Annotated in this window: 8 protein-coding genes; all 8 read right to left on the bottom strand. The window is 47.7% G+C overall.

Annotated elements, in window-relative coordinates:
* Positions 1-134: 134 nt before the first annotated feature.
* On the bottom strand, positions 135-941 hold the full coding sequence (locus NCI00_RS04460; protein ID WP_253525420.1) for a hypothetical protein: 807 nt from the start codon (positions 939-941) through the stop codon (positions 135-137).
* Between the two features lie 264 nt (positions 942-1,205).
* Positions 1,206-1,982, bottom strand: a complete 777-nt coding sequence (locus NCI00_RS04465) for a hypothetical protein (RefSeq protein ID WP_253525421.1) — start codon at positions 1,980-1,982, stop codon at positions 1,206-1,208.
* An 86-nt stretch (positions 1,983-2,068) separates the two neighbouring features.
* Complete coding sequence (locus tag NCI00_RS04470) at positions 2,069-2,539, bottom strand: YybH family protein (RefSeq protein WP_253525423.1); 471 nt, start codon at positions 2,537-2,539, stop codon at positions 2,069-2,071.
* A gap of 100 nt (positions 2,540-2,639) precedes the next feature.
* The gene (locus tag NCI00_RS04475; RefSeq protein ID WP_253525424.1) at positions 2,640-9,734 is read right to left on the bottom strand and encodes a choice-of-anchor D domain-containing protein; all 7,095 of its coding nucleotides are present in this window, start codon (positions 9,732-9,734) and stop codon (positions 2,640-2,642) included.
* A 426-nt stretch (positions 9,735-10,160) separates the two neighbouring features.
* Complete coding sequence (locus NCI00_RS04480) at positions 10,161-12,104, bottom strand: helix-turn-helix domain-containing protein (protein ID WP_253525426.1); 1,944 nt, start codon at positions 12,102-12,104, stop codon at positions 10,161-10,163.
* A gap of 146 nt (positions 12,105-12,250) precedes the next feature.
* Positions 12,251-13,531: an HlyD family secretion protein gene (locus tag NCI00_RS04485; RefSeq protein ID WP_253525429.1), complete on the bottom strand. Its 1,281-nt coding sequence runs from the start codon at positions 13,529-13,531 to the stop codon at positions 12,251-12,253.
* A 116-nt stretch (positions 13,532-13,647) separates the two neighbouring features.
* Complete coding sequence (locus tag NCI00_RS04490; protein ID WP_253525431.1) at positions 13,648-15,840, bottom strand: peptidase domain-containing ABC transporter; 2,193 nt, start codon at positions 15,838-15,840, stop codon at positions 13,648-13,650.
* 210 nt (positions 15,841-16,050) lie between these two features.
* Positions 16,051-17,802, bottom strand: coding sequence for a helix-turn-helix domain-containing protein (locus NCI00_RS04495; RefSeq protein WP_253525435.1), 1,752 nt, complete (start codon positions 17,800-17,802; stop codon positions 16,051-16,053).
* Positions 17,803-17,998 lie beyond the last annotated feature (196 nt).

Consider the following 17,998-nt stretch of genomic DNA (forward strand, 5'->3'; position numbering starts at 1 on the left):
AACCCTTCGAAACCAACGACGGCTTTTATCTTTTTCGTTGGCCCGATTACATATTGTAGTAAGCTGGGGCATCATTTGTACATCAAAATTTAACGACAAATGATACCCATTCAATAAACCTGATAATCAGTCGATTAGCGTGCCGAATCTAGCAATTCCCACAACTCTTGACTTACCATGCTCCGCGCGTCAAAAATCTTTTTTTCGTAGGCTTTGGAGGTCATACCGGGATGCACTTTTGCTAAGATTTTTTGAAAATCGGAAGCAGCAGCCATGTCTTCCCACTTGTTATAAAAATCAGAAGTGACGTAATTAAACGGTTGCCCTTCTCCACCCAACACGCGGCTGTAAAGCCCCCATGCCGAGCGTCCACCTGTTTTCATCATTTCAACGTGCATCGGTTTCACCAACTTGGTTTCCATGTTGTAATACTCCTCCGCCTTCTCGTCTTTTACTTTCATGAAATTGATCATTTGATACTTGGCGAATGTGGTGGCCTTGGGGTCGGCGGCCACAAAATCAACACCGTAAAACACATTGCTTTGGGTCAGATTACGCAGTTTTCCAGTTTCGTTCGCAATGGCAAGTTGTTCTTTGGTCAACAATTTCTCAACATCACTAGCGAGCAAATTCCCGTACGGATTTTCCAACTTTTTCCACCCCTGAACCACCGTTACGGTGACATAATCATAGGGTCGGTCGGTGCCGCTTGGCATCCGGACGGCATACAAGCTCCACGAAGTAATCAGACCAAGTTTGATGCGCTCCTGATGAATACGCTTCCAAACCTCGCGTTCAGCTTTGAGGTATTCGGCTTCCTTACCAGGAGTTGCCTTCATCGTTTCGACGATAAAAAAGGAAGGCTCGGGGTTCTGAGCCAAAAGTGAAAGGTTGCTCAATAAAAGGGCAACGAAGAGCACGAAATGTTTAGCATTTTTCATTAGTAGAGGAAGATTTAGGGTAAAGTGATAGACTTAAAAGCTGACTCAAAGATAGCTTGCTTAAAATAGACGACTTTAGTGTATTGTTGCAGAAACTTAGTCTATTGTTGCAAAAAGTTAGTCTATTGTTCCATTGACTCAAAAACACCCTACAATTGCTCCCACTCTACTCATCATTCTACCTGATTATCAATATTTTGTAAGATGCTAAAAAGCCTATTTTTTGCTTGTTTTTAATCCCAAAGAATCTTCAAAAGAAATATTTCAGCGCGATTCTGCGCCCATGATAAGCGTCATAAGCTGCTCCCACCAAACCATGTCGGGCACAACATAATACAGCCCTTGGCTGATGAAATAAATGACTAGACAAATTTCCAGCGTTTTGGTGTTGCGTCTGGCGTTATAGTCGAGCCACAGAAGATATGCTAAAACAATGATAATCAGCGCATACGCAAAGGTTTCGACGGGTATTCCTAAAGGAAAGACGGAGATGCCTACCACCATAAACCAAATCCGATCTACGGTAGGCCCCAACACGGTCAAAGACGCCGCCAACATATAACGGGCATGCACATACGTGCTTTTGCGATTGAGAATGGCCAATGTGTAAAATAAGCCCAGCCAAAATATATAAAACATGGGCAGAGCTTGGTACTTGGCCGACAGGTGCAGTAATTCTTCCTGCGTGTATTTCGGTATTCCCTTGACGGCCTCTTTCGAAATCAAGTCCATGTACACAAAATAGCCGTGTTTTGTCATCAAAAAAGCAGAAATCAAGAGAAGTGGCACAAGCACATAACTGGCTTTCCCAACCCTCCGATGCCAGACCTTTTCTTTGTATTTAATCAAAAATGGCTGAACGATGAGCATGATAACCCAGGCGGCCATCAACCCAAAATGAACGTGGATAATAGTGGCCTTGGGTTCAAAAAACACCGAAAAATAGGTGTGATAAAAACCCCCGAAAACCAGTAGGATTATGATCAAAAACCAGTAACCGAGGTTGGGGTACAGTGAATAGGCTTTAGGGCTTGTTTTCATCAAATGGATTTGATTAATTGTTCAATTCCCAACACTTTACCGCACACTGATTCCTGGCCTGCAAAATGAAAAACTATCAGCGCACGTTACTTGGCATCATCGTTGTACATCTCTCTGATGCACAAATACTCACGGCCGCGTTTTTCAAAAAGTGCCATGTATTTGCCACTGCCGACCACTTTCCCCGTCGAGTCTTTCATGGTGGTTTTGCCTACTTCCAACACCTGCTTTCCTTCCGAAAACACCTCGATGGTTTCAAAAGAATGGGTCAATTTTTGGCTAAGGTTTTGCTTTTCCTGAAACTTCCGGATGGCCTCCTTTCCAACCAGCATGGGCGAATCGTCGGGCATTGACACGGCATCGTCGGCGTAGAAAGCCATGAGCTCGGGGATATTTTTGGTATTCACCGCAATGGCCCAATTGTTTTCTAGGGTTTCAATATCGGTACGGATTTGGACCAAGTCGGGCTGGGCGTTTTCATCCGTATTTTCACCCTGCGATGCCGTACAGGCACCCAACATAACAAATATACATCCGATTTGAAGAAGAGATTTCATTTTGTCAAATTTTAAAAAATAACCCACTCATAGACAACCAATTAAATATTAAAGTATTCTCCGAAAGCAAAAGTGCTTCCGGAGAATACAATGCATTATTTTACAACTTATTGACCTTCACAACCGCTTCGTGGTTTTGGCTGTCGCGGCAGCGAATCAGGTACAGTCCGTCGGGCAGCTGATTCAAATCAAAGGAGAGTTGGTTGGCTCCTTCGTTCATCTGCTCGGCCTTTTGCACCAATGGGCGGCCAATCAAATCTACCACTTCAATCCGCGCCAATCCCTTGCTGACGTTGCGCAAATCAACCGTTACCAAACCAGCGGTCGGATTAGGATACACCTGCATCATCAGGGCCATTGGGCGCGTTGCCTCGTCGGACTCCACACCGATGCGGGCACTGCTTTGGGTGCCGCAAGGCGTGATACCGCAGGCGCCCAGCGTGGCACCGTTGGCCAAAAGAGCGGGTACGGCCGTCGGGGCTACGCAGAGCGTCTTGCCTCCAAAACAAACCAGTACTTTTTCGACGGCATTGGAATTGCCACAACGTACGTCAATGACTTCTACCGTTACCTCGTCGGTGGAGGTACAGCCGTTGGCATCGGTCACCGTAACGGTGTAAGTGGTAGTGACCGTGGGGCATACCTGCACCGTGGCACCCGATAGATTGCCCGGCGACCAACTGTACGTAAACCCACCCGCGGCACCCGTGGCCGAGGCAGTCAGATTGGTACAGTTGCTGCCGTAGCCATTGTATACGAATTTGCAGCTACCCGCATCCACCGAAGGAGGGGTTTTCAGGGTAATTACCACGGGGTTGCTGGCGTAGGTCGTTGTGCACGTAGGAAAAGCCTGCGAACGTACTTTGATGTTGTAATTGCCAGCGGCAAAGCCGCCGAAAGTGGCACTGCTTTGCCAATTGCTGCCGTTGTCGATGCTGTACTCCAACGTGCCGCTACCCGTGGCGTTGACCACGATAGTACCCGTAGGAGTGGCGCAGGTGGATTGCGTAACAGTAGGTGCATTGATGGTAATGGCAGGGCAAACAGCATTGCCGGTTACCGCAAAATCATACACCGCTTCGTCGCAATCATTGCTGTTGACGGTGATGACGGCATTCTGCACGCCCGTTGCGGTGGGCGAAAAGGTGACAGTAAAGGTCGCCGAACCGCCTGCCGCAATTGGACTCGCAGGAGATAAAGCACCTACCGTAAACAGCCCGTTGTTGGAAACAATGCTGCTGATGTTGAGGGGAGTACTGCCCGTATTTTGTACAGTAAATGTTTTTACTGCGTTGCTGGTTACCTCAAAACTTCCAAAATCGGTTCCTTTGGCCGCCGTAGGCGCGTTGTCACCATCGGGGATATTGGTGAGGGGAGAACCTCCTTGAAGGTTGATTTCTTGCCCGTTAACGGTAATCAAAACCGGCATGGAATTGACTTCGTCACACACCCCGTTTTTGACCACGGCGCGGAAGTACGTATTGGCCGTCAGGTTACCGATGGTGGCACTGGTAAGTGTTGTACTCGTACTTGCGATGTCAGTCGGTGAAGTGAAGGCCAAATCGGTTGATTTCTGCCATTTGACCACGTTGCCCGCATTGCCCGTGAGGGTTAAATCTGCGGGGGCCGTGTTTGCACAAATCGTTTGGGCGGCACCCACCGTTCCGCCGACGCTGGCGGGATTGACCGTCACATTAATCCCTACCGTTCGCGGACACGCATTGGCGGGGTCGGTCACGGTGAAATAAAGCGTATGAGCGCCCACCGTCAGGTCGGTGACCGTAAATGTATTGCCGCTGTAAGTACCTGCCGTAGCCATCATATTGGCATCTTTGTACCACGTACCGCCCACGGTAAAGTCATTGGAACCGCCAATTTGCAGGGCAGGCGTAAGCACACCACAGGTGCTGATGGGCGCTATGATCACATCATTGTTGGTGACGTTGGGGATGGGATTACCTTGTGGGTATTCGATGACTCCGTTGTTGGTGAGGGCTGAGTTAGTATGTGCTTGCGCCGTTTTGACCGTAAAGAAACCTGCGTTGGTAAAAGTGCTGCTGTTGTTTAGGTTGTCAAATACCGTCAAGGTAGCGCAGGCATTGTTGGAAAATGTACCCGCATTGTTTATTCCATGGCCCCCAATGCTACCCAACGTGCCGATGCTAACGGTGCCTGCGTTGGTGAAGGTGGTCAACAATTCATTCAAAATGCCGTCTTGGTTAGCGGGTGTTTGGTCGATTTGAAGCAAGCCCCCAGCCAGATTATTAAACACCGCTGCCACCATACCTGAACCATTGCCATTCAAAAGACCTTGCGCCGATCTTAACGGTACATTGTTGCCCATCTTGATTTGACCCGCATTGGTAAACGTACTCGTATTGGTCATACCCCGGGTTACCCGATCTAATTGAATGCTACCCAAAGCATTGTTGGAGAAAGTCCCCGTATTCAAAATACCTACGCCCATATTGGCAATAGATCCTACGGTGATTTCACCACTATTTTGAAAGCTGTTTCCGGAAGTCCAAATGCCGTTACCCCATGCACGATCGAGGTAAATTTTACCACCAGAGTGATTTATAAATGAGTTTGTATTTCTAATGCAATCCTGAGCCGTTATCGCAGTTGCACCAATTCGTATTTCCCCTGTATTTGAAAAGGGATTGTTATTTAGAATACCTCGAGAAGTTACTCTATCAATCGTAATTTGCCCACCAGTATTATTATTGAAAGTGGCATCATTTGTGAGGCCATTCGAGGCCATCCCTGCGCTTACTGTCGCACCGATAGTGATTTTAGCGGCGTTGGTAAAAGTGCCACTCTCGTTGTATAGACCGATGGCGGTTGCATTATCAATTTTGATTTCACCGCCTGTGTTGTTGTTGAACATGGCTGTGCTGCCAAAGTTATTTAAGCCACGCTGACCTACACTTGCCAAAGCACCAATGGTGATAAGGGCTGCGTTATTGAAGGTGGCCGTATGGTTCAAAAGACCACGGCCAGTTCGGTCAATCTTAATGTCGCCACCTGTATTGTTATTGAAAGTACTCGTGTTATGGTTATAAATTCCTTCGCCTCCTATACTTGTGGTTGCGCCGATGGTGATTTTAGCGGCATTGGTAAAGGTGCCTCCCCCCTCGTTGTATAGACCTATATTGGTGGCATTATCAATTTTGATTTCACCGCCCGTGTTGTTGTTAAACATAGCTGTGCTGCCAAAGTTATTTAAGCCACGCTGACCTACACTTGCCAAAGCACCAATGGTGATAAGTCCGGAGTTATTGAAGGTTGCATCTCTATTCAAAAGGGCACGAAAAGTTGAACGGTCAATCTTGATGTCCCCGCCCGCGTTGTTATTGAAAGTACCCCTGTTATAAATTCCTTCGCCTCCCACACTTGTGGTATTACCCAAGATAAGCTGTCCATTGTTTTCAACCGTGCCAAGGTTGTCGAAAGCCGTGGTCGCCCCACCAATACCACTTACATTTTTCGAGCCGTTCACCGTCAGACTGGCCGTGGTGGAAATAGTGAGGGTAGTTCCAGTTTGTACTTCAATAGATTTAGCTACTGCCGCAGTCCCACCCACAATGCTGGGTTTGTTGGTCGTATTGGGTAGCACTACATCGTCTACTGCCGTAGGTACGCTGCCATCCGCCCAATTGCTTGGGGTAGCCCAGTTCGTAGAGACGCAGCCCGTCCAAGTATCGGTAGTGGTGGAGGCGGTAAAAGGCGAGGCAAGCACCACGGGGTTGCTGGCGTAGGTAACCTCGCAGCTTGGAGTGGCCTGCGAACGTACTTTGATGTTGTAATTGCCAGCAGCTTGCCCACCGTAGGTATTGCTGCTTTGCCAAGTGCTGCCATTGTTGATGCTGTACTCCAACGTGCCGCTACCCGTGGCGTTGACAACGATAGTACCCGTAGGAGTGGTGCAGGTAGGCTGTGTAACTGTAGGTGCATTGATGGTAATGGTAGGACAAGCGCCATTGCCCGTCACAACAAAATCATACACCGCTTCGTCGCAATCATTACTGTTTACGGTGATGACGGCATTCTGCACGCCCGTTGCGGTGGGCGAAAAGGTGACAGTAAAGGTCGCCGAACCGCCTGCCGCAATTGGACTCGCAGGAGATAAAGCACTCACCGTAAACAGCGCGTTGTTGGAAACAATGCTGCTGATGTTGAGGGGAGTACTGCCCGTATTTTGTACAGTAAATGTTTTTACTACATTGCTAGTCACATTTACATTGCCAAAATCGGTTCCTTTGGCCGCCATAGGCGCGTTGTCGCCGTCGGGGATATTTGTGAGAGGTGAACCGCCTTGGAGATTGATTTCTTGCCCGTTAACAGTAATTAAAACTGCCTCGGAATTTACTTCGTCACACACCCCGTTTTTGACTACGGCACGGAAATAAGTGTTTGTTGTCAGGTTGCCGATGGTGGCACTGGTAAGTGTTGTACTCGTACTTGCGATGTCAGTCGGTGAAGTGAAGGCCAAATCGGTTGATTTCTGCCATTTGACCACGTTGCCCGCATTGCCCGTGAGGGTTAAATCTGCGGGGGCCGTGTTTGCACAAATCGTTTGGGCGGCACCCACCGTTCCGCCGACGCTGGCGGGATTGACCGTCACATTAATCCCTACCGTTCGCGGACACGCATTGGCGGGGTCGGTCACGGTGAAATAAAGCGTATGAGCGCCCACCGTCAGGTCGGTGACCGTAAATGTATTGCCGCTGTAAGTACCTGCCGTAGCCATCATATTGGCATCTTTGTACCACGTACCGCCCACGGTAAAGTCATTGGAACCGCCAATTTGCAGGGCAGGCGTAAGCACACCACAGGTGCTGATGGGCGCTATGATCACATCATTGTTGGTGACGTTGGGGATGGGATTACCTTGTGGGTATTCGATGATGCCGTTGTTGGTCAACGTACCGGAATTGGCGTGGGCGCTGAGCGTATTTACCCGAAAAAATCCATCATTGTTGAAAGGGTAATAGTTGTATAATGTACCAGACAAGTGTACCTCTGCACAAGGATTGTTATTGAAAGTGGCATAGTTAATGATGCCGTAGGCTCCTACACCTGCGTTTACACCGATAAAAATTTTCCCTGAATTTGTAAAGGTGTGAGAGAACCCAGTACTAAGCCCTATAATCGTCGAGTTATCAATATGAATTTCTCCGCCGGCGTTGTTATTAAAATTGCGTTCAGCAATAATGCCCACCTGCCCTACACTGGATAGGTTGCCAAGCCTCAGTAGGCCACTATTGTTTACTGTTCCAATATTATAGAGGCCGCTGGTGAGACCGTTCCAGCTTTTGGAACCATTGATAACCAATTCACCTGAGGCATTAATGGTAAGCACCGCATTATTCATCACACCTACGGTTTTAGCTACCGCTGCCCCGTTAATGACGGGATTATTGCTTGTCGCAGGAATCGTCACTTCGTCTACTGCCGTGGGTACGGTGCCGTCTGCCCAGTTGGCTGGGGTAGCCCAGTCGGTAGAGACACAGCCCGTCCAAGTGTCTGCCGTAGTTGAGGCGGTAAAGGGCGAAGTGAGTACCACGGGGTTGCTGGCGTAGGTAACTTCACAGCTTGGAGTGGCCTGCGAACGTACTTTAAGGTTGTAATTTCCTGCGGCTTGCCCACCGTAGGTATTACTGCTTTGCCAATTGCTGCCGTTGTTGATGCTGTACTCCAACGTGCCGCTACCCGTGGCGTTGACAACGATAGTGCCCGTAGGAGTGGTGCAGGTAGGCTGCGTAACAGTAGGTGCATTGATGGTAATGACGGGGCAAACAGCATTGCCAGTTACGGCAAAATCATACACCGCTTCGTCGCAGTCGTCGTTGTTGACGGTGATGGTGGTATTTTGAGCGCCCGTTGTAGTGGGCGAAAAGGTGACGGTGAAGGTCGCCGAACCGCCTGCTGTTATGGTCGTGGGGAGCGTTAACCCGCTCACGGCGTACAGCCCGTTGCTGGAGCTAATACTGCTGATGTTGAGGGGAACTCCGCCCGTATTTTGAATGGTAAAAGTTTTTACTTCATTGCTACCCACATTTACATTCCCAAAATCGGTTCCTTTGGCCGCCGTAGGCGCGTTGTCACCATCGGGGATATTAGTGAGAGGAGAACCTCCCTGCAGATTGATTTCATGTATGGTGCTGGTCATCACGCTGTTTGCACCTACTGCCACGAAAATATTATTTCCAAACGTTACGCCCACCCAACTATTCGCCGCTGCTGCTGCACGCGCCGTCCAGGTGATGCCGTCGGGGCTGGTCATCACGCGGTTTGTACCGTCGAATGCCACCGCCACGAACAGTCCATTGCCATAGGTCACTTCAATCCAAGTGTTTGATTCCGCTGCGGTGCGGGCTGTCCAGTTGATGCCGTCTGGGCTGGTCATCACGCGGTTTATGCCCACCGCCACGAATAGCCCGTTGCCGTAGGTCACGCAGGCCCAGCCAGCAGCCCCCACTTCCGTGCGAGCTGTCCAGTTGATACCATCTGGGCTGGTCATTACGCGGGTAGTACTAGGACTGATGGGAGTTCCCACGGCCACGAACAGGCCGTTGCCGTAGGTCACGGAATTCCAACGAGTCGTCACTCCTGTCGCCGCGCGGGCTGTCCAGGTAATGCCATCGGGACTGGTCATCACACGGTTTGTGCCAGTTACCGCCACCGCCACAAACAGGCCATTACCGTACGTCACGGAGCCCCAATCATTCGCTTCTGCGGCCGTACGCGGAGTCCAAGTGATACCGTCGGGGCTGGTCATCACGCGGGTAGTGCCGCTGTTTGCCACGGCCACAAACAGACCATTTCCATAGGTTACGTAGTACCAATTGCTCACCGCTGCTGCTGCGCGGGCTGTCCAAGTAATACCGTCGGGGCTGGTCATCACGCGGTTTGTACCATCAAGTGCCACTGCCACGAACACACCGTTACCATACGCTACGGAGCGCCAACCGTTCGATTCTGCGGCCGTTCTGGCTATCCAAGTGGTACCGGTGGAGAGGCATTCAACTGCTGGCTGCGCGACCGAGGCTGGTGCATCGCCGGCGGTGACTTTAGGGACTTCGGCCCAACTTTGTACGGATGTACAAATGATTAGGTAGAGGAAGAAGAATTTTCTTATTGAATCAAAAACAGTAGGGTAAAAGACCTTCATAAATAGAGAGTTTTTCATACGAAACGCTTGTAAAAAAAGTAGTATAAAGTGTAATTGTAAACGTGTAATAAGTTAGAAGTCCCAAGCGTGAAAACGCATCCGCAAAAGCCGCCAAAGGCTGGCCTTTCGAGCACCGAATCAAGAAGGCATGGGAGTAATAAGTACAGGTGGGCACCTGCCAAAACAGCAAAGAGTTTTCATCCAATTTTGGTTTAAGGGTTTAGAGAATAGCCGTTACGCCATTGTTTTGGCAAAGCTAAGGAGCTATAATTTGAAGATGTTAGTCTATTTGGGCAATTCGTTAGTTTATCGTTCCAGACTTAGTTTATTGTTCCAAAAACTTAGTTTATTGTTCCAAAACCCTTTTTGAAACGCAAAAAAGAGCCCTACACCGAAAATAAACAGTCGGCAATGAGATAATAAAACTGGCGGTCAGTTGCTGGCTTATTGAGGCAGTGATTTAGAATCCATTAAGTCAAACTTGCGAAGTATGGCCTCAAAACGGGGGTCTTTTCGATGGATTTTGAACGTTGGGTTTACCAGAATATCGGAGTGAATAACGCCCAAATCGGCCGCTTTTTGTAAGTAAACCATGCTGCTGTCTTTCTCCCCCATGCCTGCGTAAACCATCGACTTAGAAAGGTAATCTTGCGGGTGATTCCCCAGCGATTTTAGATACGACACCGACGAAGCTTTATTGCCCTGACGGGCTTCGCAATAGTAGATGAGCGTGCTGAAATATTTCATATTTGGATTCAACTTCTGCACTTTTTTGAATTCTTTCAGCGCCTGCGCGTAGTTCTCCCGAGTCAAGTAATAGTAACCCCTCGCCATGTAATACACAAAGGAATCATCGAAAATCAACTGGCCGTCTTTGATGCTTTTTTCAGCCAAATCGTACTGCCCAGCGTAGGCACAATTCAAGACATGCCCACCCAAAATAACAGGGTACAACGGGTCGATGGCCATGGCTTTGGCGCTGTATTGGAGCGCTTCCTCTGGGTGGCCCATCGAGCGCATCAACAAGCTGTACCAATAAATGGTTTGGGCGTCGTTGGGGCGGTATTTCAAGGCAATAGTGTATGATGTCTTGGCTTGCTGCCACTTAAACTGATCCCGGTACACATTCCCTAAGGTGGCATAAGCCGTGGCATTTTGCGCATCCAATTGAATCGCTTTCAGCGCGTTTTGTTCGGCGACATTGCCGCTAGTCGCCATATCGGCATAGCCCATATTTCCCGTAAGATGACTGGCAATCGCCTTGTAAGCGTAGGCTTCTGCAAAATCGGGGTCGAGCGCCAGCGCACGTTCAAACTTCTGGATACTCGCGGCCAATTTTTCTTGGGTACGCTCAATCATCAGCAAGCGCCCCTGCAAAAACTCATTGTAAGCCTCGGCATTTTTTGTCGGAACCCGCTCTAATTTATTCGCCAATCCGGGCGTAATCTTTTGGTTAAGTTCTAAGGCAAGTTCTTTGACGACTTCGTTCATCAGATTGAAAAAATTCTTCAAATCTCCTTCCTGGTTTTTGGTCCAAACCGTGATACCATCTTGGGTACGAACCAATTCTAGCGCCACTTGCGCCTTATTGTTCTTTTCATCGACGCGTCCCTGCAAAATATACGCCACCTGAAGTTCGGCCCCAATCTGCCGAGCCGTCTTTCCGCTGTCTTTGTATTCGTTGGAAGACCGCCGGGCAATCACTTTAAGGTTTTCAATGAGCGACAGTGAACCGTGGATTTCTTCCATTACCCCTTCGGCCAGCGATTCGCCGTTAGCATCACTTTTGAAGGGTAAAATGACAACGGAGTTATCAAAAAGTTCGTTGTAATTAGCCACGCCGAACGCATTAGCAGAGCGTGAATTTTCCTGACTTTTCCAAAAATACACCCCAATCACAAACCATATCGCCAAAAAAATACCACCCCATACGTACCGATAACTTTTGTCTGAACGATGCACCGAAGCGCCCTGAACACTGGGCCCGCTCACCGTAAAAGTGCTGCTCGCTGGGGCAGGGATATTTTTTTGTTTTCTGAATTCGGTCGGGCTAACCGCAAATTCTTCAAAGAAGTATTTACTGAAATTTTGGGGGCTGTCTATTCCGATTAAATCCGCAATTTCGGCAATGCGCCGGTCAGACGTTGCCAGTAGCTCTTTTGCTTTGTGCAATCTTATTTTTCGGATGTACAGCGTGGTCGAGAGTTGGGTTTGGTCTTTGATAATCCGGTGCAGGTGCGTCCGGCTGATACCCAATTCTTTATAGACCTGATCTAATGAAAACGTAGGATTATCAAGGTTTTCCTCAACAATTCGGGTTAATTTCTCAATGATTACATTTTCTGGTACACTCATACGACCAACTTGGGAATCAAATACTAGGGCCATGTTTGGGTATAAAGTTAAGGTCTTTAATGATATTTTTAGAATATTTTATTGGACAATAAATATCCTTGATTGAAGACCAATTCTCTTGGCCTATATTTTGGATTTCTGAACTACCTAACCGTCGTGGTACGACTACCCAAAATACCTTACATCAATAACTTCCGAAAACCGTAGAAGGCACGTTCAATCAGGCGAAGGTCGGCGGTTACGATTTCTGCCGTACCCGCCATTTCTGACTTACAAACAAAGGTCTGGTTGTAGGTACTTTTCAGCCCTTTAGGTAGCGCCACCATGACGCGGTAATAGCGCACATTCAGCGAAGGAGCCAGGCTCAGCACTCGCCCTTCGAGCATTCCAAATTCTTGATAGGGATAGTCGTCTAGTTTGATGATGACTTTTTGGCCCACATCGGCCTTTCCCATGCCATGAACAGGGATATCCATCGTGGCAATAAACTGTGCTTTTGTTGGCATCACGGCAAAGAGCGTATCCGAAACGCTGAGGTGCTGGTTTTCGGTTAAGTTCTTCAAAAAGACCAACTTACCGTCGGCGGGAGCCGTAATGAGGTAGTTTTGTTGCCAGTTGCGCAGGCTGTTTTCAATGTTATGAACACTGCGTTCGATGTTGTCGAGATAAAGACGTTTTCTTTCCAAAAACGTTTGCTCAAACACCCGCAATTCTGCTTCCAATTCGTTAATTTTTAAATTATTATCAAGCGTATTTTTAAGAAATTCTTCACGCTCTCGTTGTTTTTTTAAATGCTTATTCTTGCTCGCGATGTATTCAAATTTACTGTAAATCCCTTCTTTAAACAGCTTTTCGTCGCTGAGAAAATGCTCTTTTTCATTGGCAAACTCCTCTTCATTGAGCATTTTCTGACGCTCGTTGATGGCAGCCAATGCACGAAGCTGCTCCGCTTGTTGTTGCATCGTTTGCCCCTGCGCTGCTTGGTAAGTATCTGACTGAATGCGTTTGAAATCTCGGTAATTTTGGCGAAGTGCGTTAAAATCTTCCTGTAAATCTCCCCAGACAAAGTTGTTGCTTGGAAAAACAATTTCACGTTGTGGATTTTGCAAAAAAGCCTGCGCATCGCTGAGTAATTGCTGCATGGTAGGGATATTTTCTAGCCGCGTTGTATTTTCCGTTTCGGCCAAAACATCTCCTTTTTTTACCATCATTTCGTCCTTGGCCAACAGCCGTACCATGCGCCCGCCCATGGGCGCTACCACCCGAATAGGCGGCACTTGCGTGGTGACGATGGCGTTTCCTTTCAATACTTCGGGGTATTTAATGACCCACGTACCAACAAAAAACAACATCACAATTCCCGACATCACCCCCGCTCCCGTACGAATCACCCAACTGGGTGTTTCGCTCAAAATACTGAGCATTTCTTCTCCTAACTGATTATCTGAGTACTTTTTCATGTTACGTTTAAGTTACTGAATTGAATAAAATCAACGATTGAATAATTTTGAGGGTCACTCTCTACTTGGGGCAGAGGCAAGAACTATACTTCGGGCCGAGGCAAGCCCTGCCCCTACTAGGCGGCGGCTTCTAGCTGCGTGGTGAGCAGTTCATAATAGCGCCCTTCCAACGCAAGCAGCTCTTCATGGGTGCCTTTTTCTTTAATTTGCCCTTCTTCAATGACCACGATTTGATCGGCATTGCGAATGGTGCTGAGGCGGTGTGCGACTACTACTACGGTGCGGCCGCTGAAAAATTCGTCCAGATTTTTCATGATTATCTGTTGATTCTGAACGTCTAAGGCGCTGGTACCTTCGTCAAAAAATAAGAATTCAGGGTCTTTATAAACTGCACGGGCAATGAGTATACGTTGCTTCTGTCCTTGGCTGATGCTGCCGTGCTCGCTGCCGATGATGGTGTGATAACCCAGCGGCGTGGACTCAATCCACTCGTGGATATTGGCCACCCGAGCGGCATTCTGCAAACGCTCCATGTCGGGGTCGTTATCGCCAAGGGCGATGTTGTTCAGAATCGAATCCGAAAATATCACCCCGTCCGACATCACCACTCCGCATTCGCTGCGCCAAGCCCGCGTTGAGATGTTGTTGAGACTGAGTTTTCCGAGCGACAATTCCCCCGAGGTGGGTGCGTAATGTTTCATCAACAATTTGAGAAGGGTGGTTTTGCCGCTGCCACTTGAGCCCACAATGGCGGTTGTTTTGCCCGCAGGAATGTAGAGCCGAATATCGCGGAGAGTACTATTTTTGGCATTTGGGTAGTGGAAATTTACATTTCGCAAAACCAAGGGTTGTTTCTCCGACAACTGCGTCACTTTTGTAAAATCATCGCCTTCTTCTTCGGGCATTTGATGCACCGCGTTGATGCGCTCGGTGCTGATGCGGGCATCCTGAATCTGCTGAAGATAGGCAAAAAGCTGTTCGGTGGGGCCGTTGGTTTGACCTAGCATTTGCTGTACGGCGAGCATGGCTCCCAGCGAAAGGTCGCCGTCAAGAACGGCCTTGGCCGACAAAAACGTGATAATCAACACCTTGGTTTCGTTGATGAGCAAGCCGCCGATTTGCTGAACCTGCGAGAGCTTAAGGAGTTTGATATTTTGCCGAAAAAGCTTGGCCCGAATCTGTTCCCAATCCCAGCGTTTGAGCATTTCGGCATTGGCCAACTTAATGTCGGGCATTCCCTGAACGAGCTGAACCAGTTTATTTTGTTCTTGTTCGGCCATTTTTGCCCGCTTGAAATCATGCTCGCGGCGTTTTTTCATAAAAATCGAAATCCAACTGATATAGAGCAGCGTAGCTCCCAGAAAAATGCCGAAGATGGTCAAGTCGTAGAGGGCAAAAATAAGGGTGTAAATGACCAGATTCAGTACCGAAAACAAGATGGCAATCAGGTGCGTTGAAAGAAACGTTTCGATGCGTTTTTGGTCTTCGATGCGCTGCATCACCTCCCCCACGGCTTTTTCGTTGAAATAACTGATGGGCAAACGCATGATTTTGGCAATAAAATCGGTCAATAACGACACCCCGACGCGGGTACTGACATAGAGCAAAAGCCAACCTCGAATGGCTTCGAGCGAATTGCGCCCCACCATCAGCATCAATTGCCCCGCCAGAAAAATATAGATAAAGTTTAGGTTATGGTTCATCACCCCCACATCCACAATGGACTGGGTAAGAAAAGGAAAAATGAGTTTGAGAATAGTCCCGACAATCATGCCCAACCACAACTGCCACATCAATTTGGGGTATTTTTTTAAATAGGCCGTCAACGAACGTAATCCCTGCGGCTGGGCATCGGTGGGTGCTTCGGCATCCTGAAAAAACGCGGGCGTGGGGTCGAGCAACAATACGGTTCCTTCTTCTGCGCCCGCTGGTAGCCAATGTTTGCAAAATTCATCGGCCGACACCGTCAGCGGAGTTTTGTCGGTGCAGATGGAAACCTGATTCTGAACGATGTTGGAAACTACCACAAACCCGTGATTATCCCATTTTATAATGCAGGGCAGCGGGATTTCCCGTTTGAGGGATGAAAAAGAAATACTGATGCAACGGGCTCTGAAACCAATGGACTCGGCGGTTTCGGCAAGGTCTCTCAAGCTACCGAAACCATGGCTTTTTTTAGCCCGGAGGGTACTTAACGAGAGGATTTTGCCATGGTGTTGCGCTACGCTTCCCAGGCATTTTAGCGCGGAATCATTGTGGTCTTTTTGACGTACAAAAGCCGATACAGACGAAAAATGTTGAGTTTCCATACGCAGAACAATCTTAAATAATTACAGTTAGACCCTTGTTTATCATTAATAAATGATAAATCAAAAGTATAACCGCCCCAACAAAAGCCGTTGGTACGATGTTCTGAAAACTTAGTCTATTGTTTCAAATATTTAGCTTATTGTTCCACACCCTCGGCAATAGAAGAAGGAACAGATTGGATGTGAAAGGCTACCGTGGTAGGTGCATTTTTATCGGGCTTTAAGGATTGTCTTTTCCAATAGCGTTTTGTAGCGGGAATCTTCTTTGAAATGAGCCAACCAATCCCGTACAATAAATGGGAAAAACAGCATCGGAGGCTCGCGCAAGGCAATAGCCTTTTCAAAGAAATCATACGCCGTATCTTTATCGCCCAGACAGGCGTGTACGATACCCATGTCATAGTTGGCCACGGGTTGGGTTTGGTGCAAGACTTCCATTTTCTGGATTACCTCCCTCGCTTTCTCTTGGTGGCCCACCAGCGCCAACAGGCTGCCATAGCCGCTCAGGGTTAGGCCACTATAATTTTGACGGAGGGCCTTTTCTAGTTCGGCGAGGGCTTCATTATATTGCTTGGATTTTATCAAATTGAACCCCATGATGATGTGCCCGCCCCAAAAATTGGGTTCGAGTTCCAGCAGCCTTCTTCCCTGTACAAGGGCTTTCCGAAAATCACCCGCAATCCAGTAAATATACCCTGTGTAGAAATTATTAATCAATGAAAAAGGGTCGAGGTCAAAGGCAGTCTGGGCATGGTCGATGGCGCGGGGAACTTCGCCCAATATACTGAGACACAGGGCATATTGACCGTGGGCTTCAGCCATGTTATGATTCTGCTCGAGGGCTTTTTGGAACGAGCGCAACGCCCCCACCAAATCCCATTCATAATACATCTTTAAGCGAGCGATGGCCAGATGACTTTCGGCAATTTGGTCATCCAATTCAAGCGAATATTGGGCGCACTGCTGCATTTGAGGTAGGCACTGGGTAGCCGAGGCGTACCGATAAAACCACAAATTGAGAAAACAGGACGCCATTCCAGAATAGGCGATAGCATAGCTGGGCTCGATTGCTATTGCTGCCTGATAATAGTCAATGGCTTTGTAAAAATTGTCGGCTCCCGCAAATTTATTGTAGTAAAAACGCCCGTACAGATACAGCCGATACGCCTCGGGATTGTTGGTGTACCTCTTCAAGACGGCGACTTTTTCGGTAACTAATACATTGCTCTTAATCCGGTTGAGAATGGATAGTGAAATTTCATCCTGAATATCAAATACATCTTCCGCTTCGCGGTCATATTTTTCCGACCATACATTAAACCCGTCGGCTACTTTGTTAAGTTGGGCGGTAATACGTAGCTTATTGCCTGATTTTCGGAGGCTTCCTTCCAAAACAAAGCTAACGTTCAGCTGCTGACCGATTTGTCTTACGTCCAGGTTTTGGCCTTTAAACGCAAAACTGGAGGTACGTCCCGCTATTTTCAGGCCCGAGACCTGCGCAAGTCGGTTGATGATCTCTTCGGTCATGCCGTCACAGAAAAAATCCTGCTCGGGGTCGCTACTCATATTTACGAAGGGCAATACTGCAATCGACACTTCCAAGTCGGTCACCGTAGAAACTTCTTCCGTTTGGGACTGTTTTCTGAATTCAGTAGGATTTACGTTGAACTCCTGCGTAAAGTATTTGCTAAAGTTTTGCGGACTGTCAATTCCTACTTCGTAGGTAATTTCAGACACTCGCATGTCTGTATTCAGTAATAAGTCTTTGGCTTTCAACATTTTTACTTTCCGGATGTAAAGAGTGATAGGAAGTTGGCTGTGGGCAGTTACGATTCGGTGCAGCTGCGTTCTGCTTATTCCCAACTCCTTACAAATGCTACTTAGCGAGAAGGCCGGATTGGTAATATTCTGCTGGATTAAATAGGTTAGTTTCTCAAAAGTTTCTTTTTCTGAACTATGCATAATACCCTTAACGCAAATAAAGACTAGATTAAATTTTGTAAAATTCCCTGAATGTAGTCAATAAATACATTTTTTGGGCAATGGAAAGAATTATTATCATAGGTGCTTCATTTTTTGTCGAGAAACATCGTTAGGGGAAACACTATAACCAATTATCGTTCAAAATATCTGAGAGATTAATGAGTCAAAAAATAAT

Source organism: Runella salmonicolor, from assembly GCF_024158025.1.
Lineage (GTDB): Bacteria > Bacteroidota > Bacteroidia > Cytophagales > Spirosomataceae > Runella > Runella salmonicolor.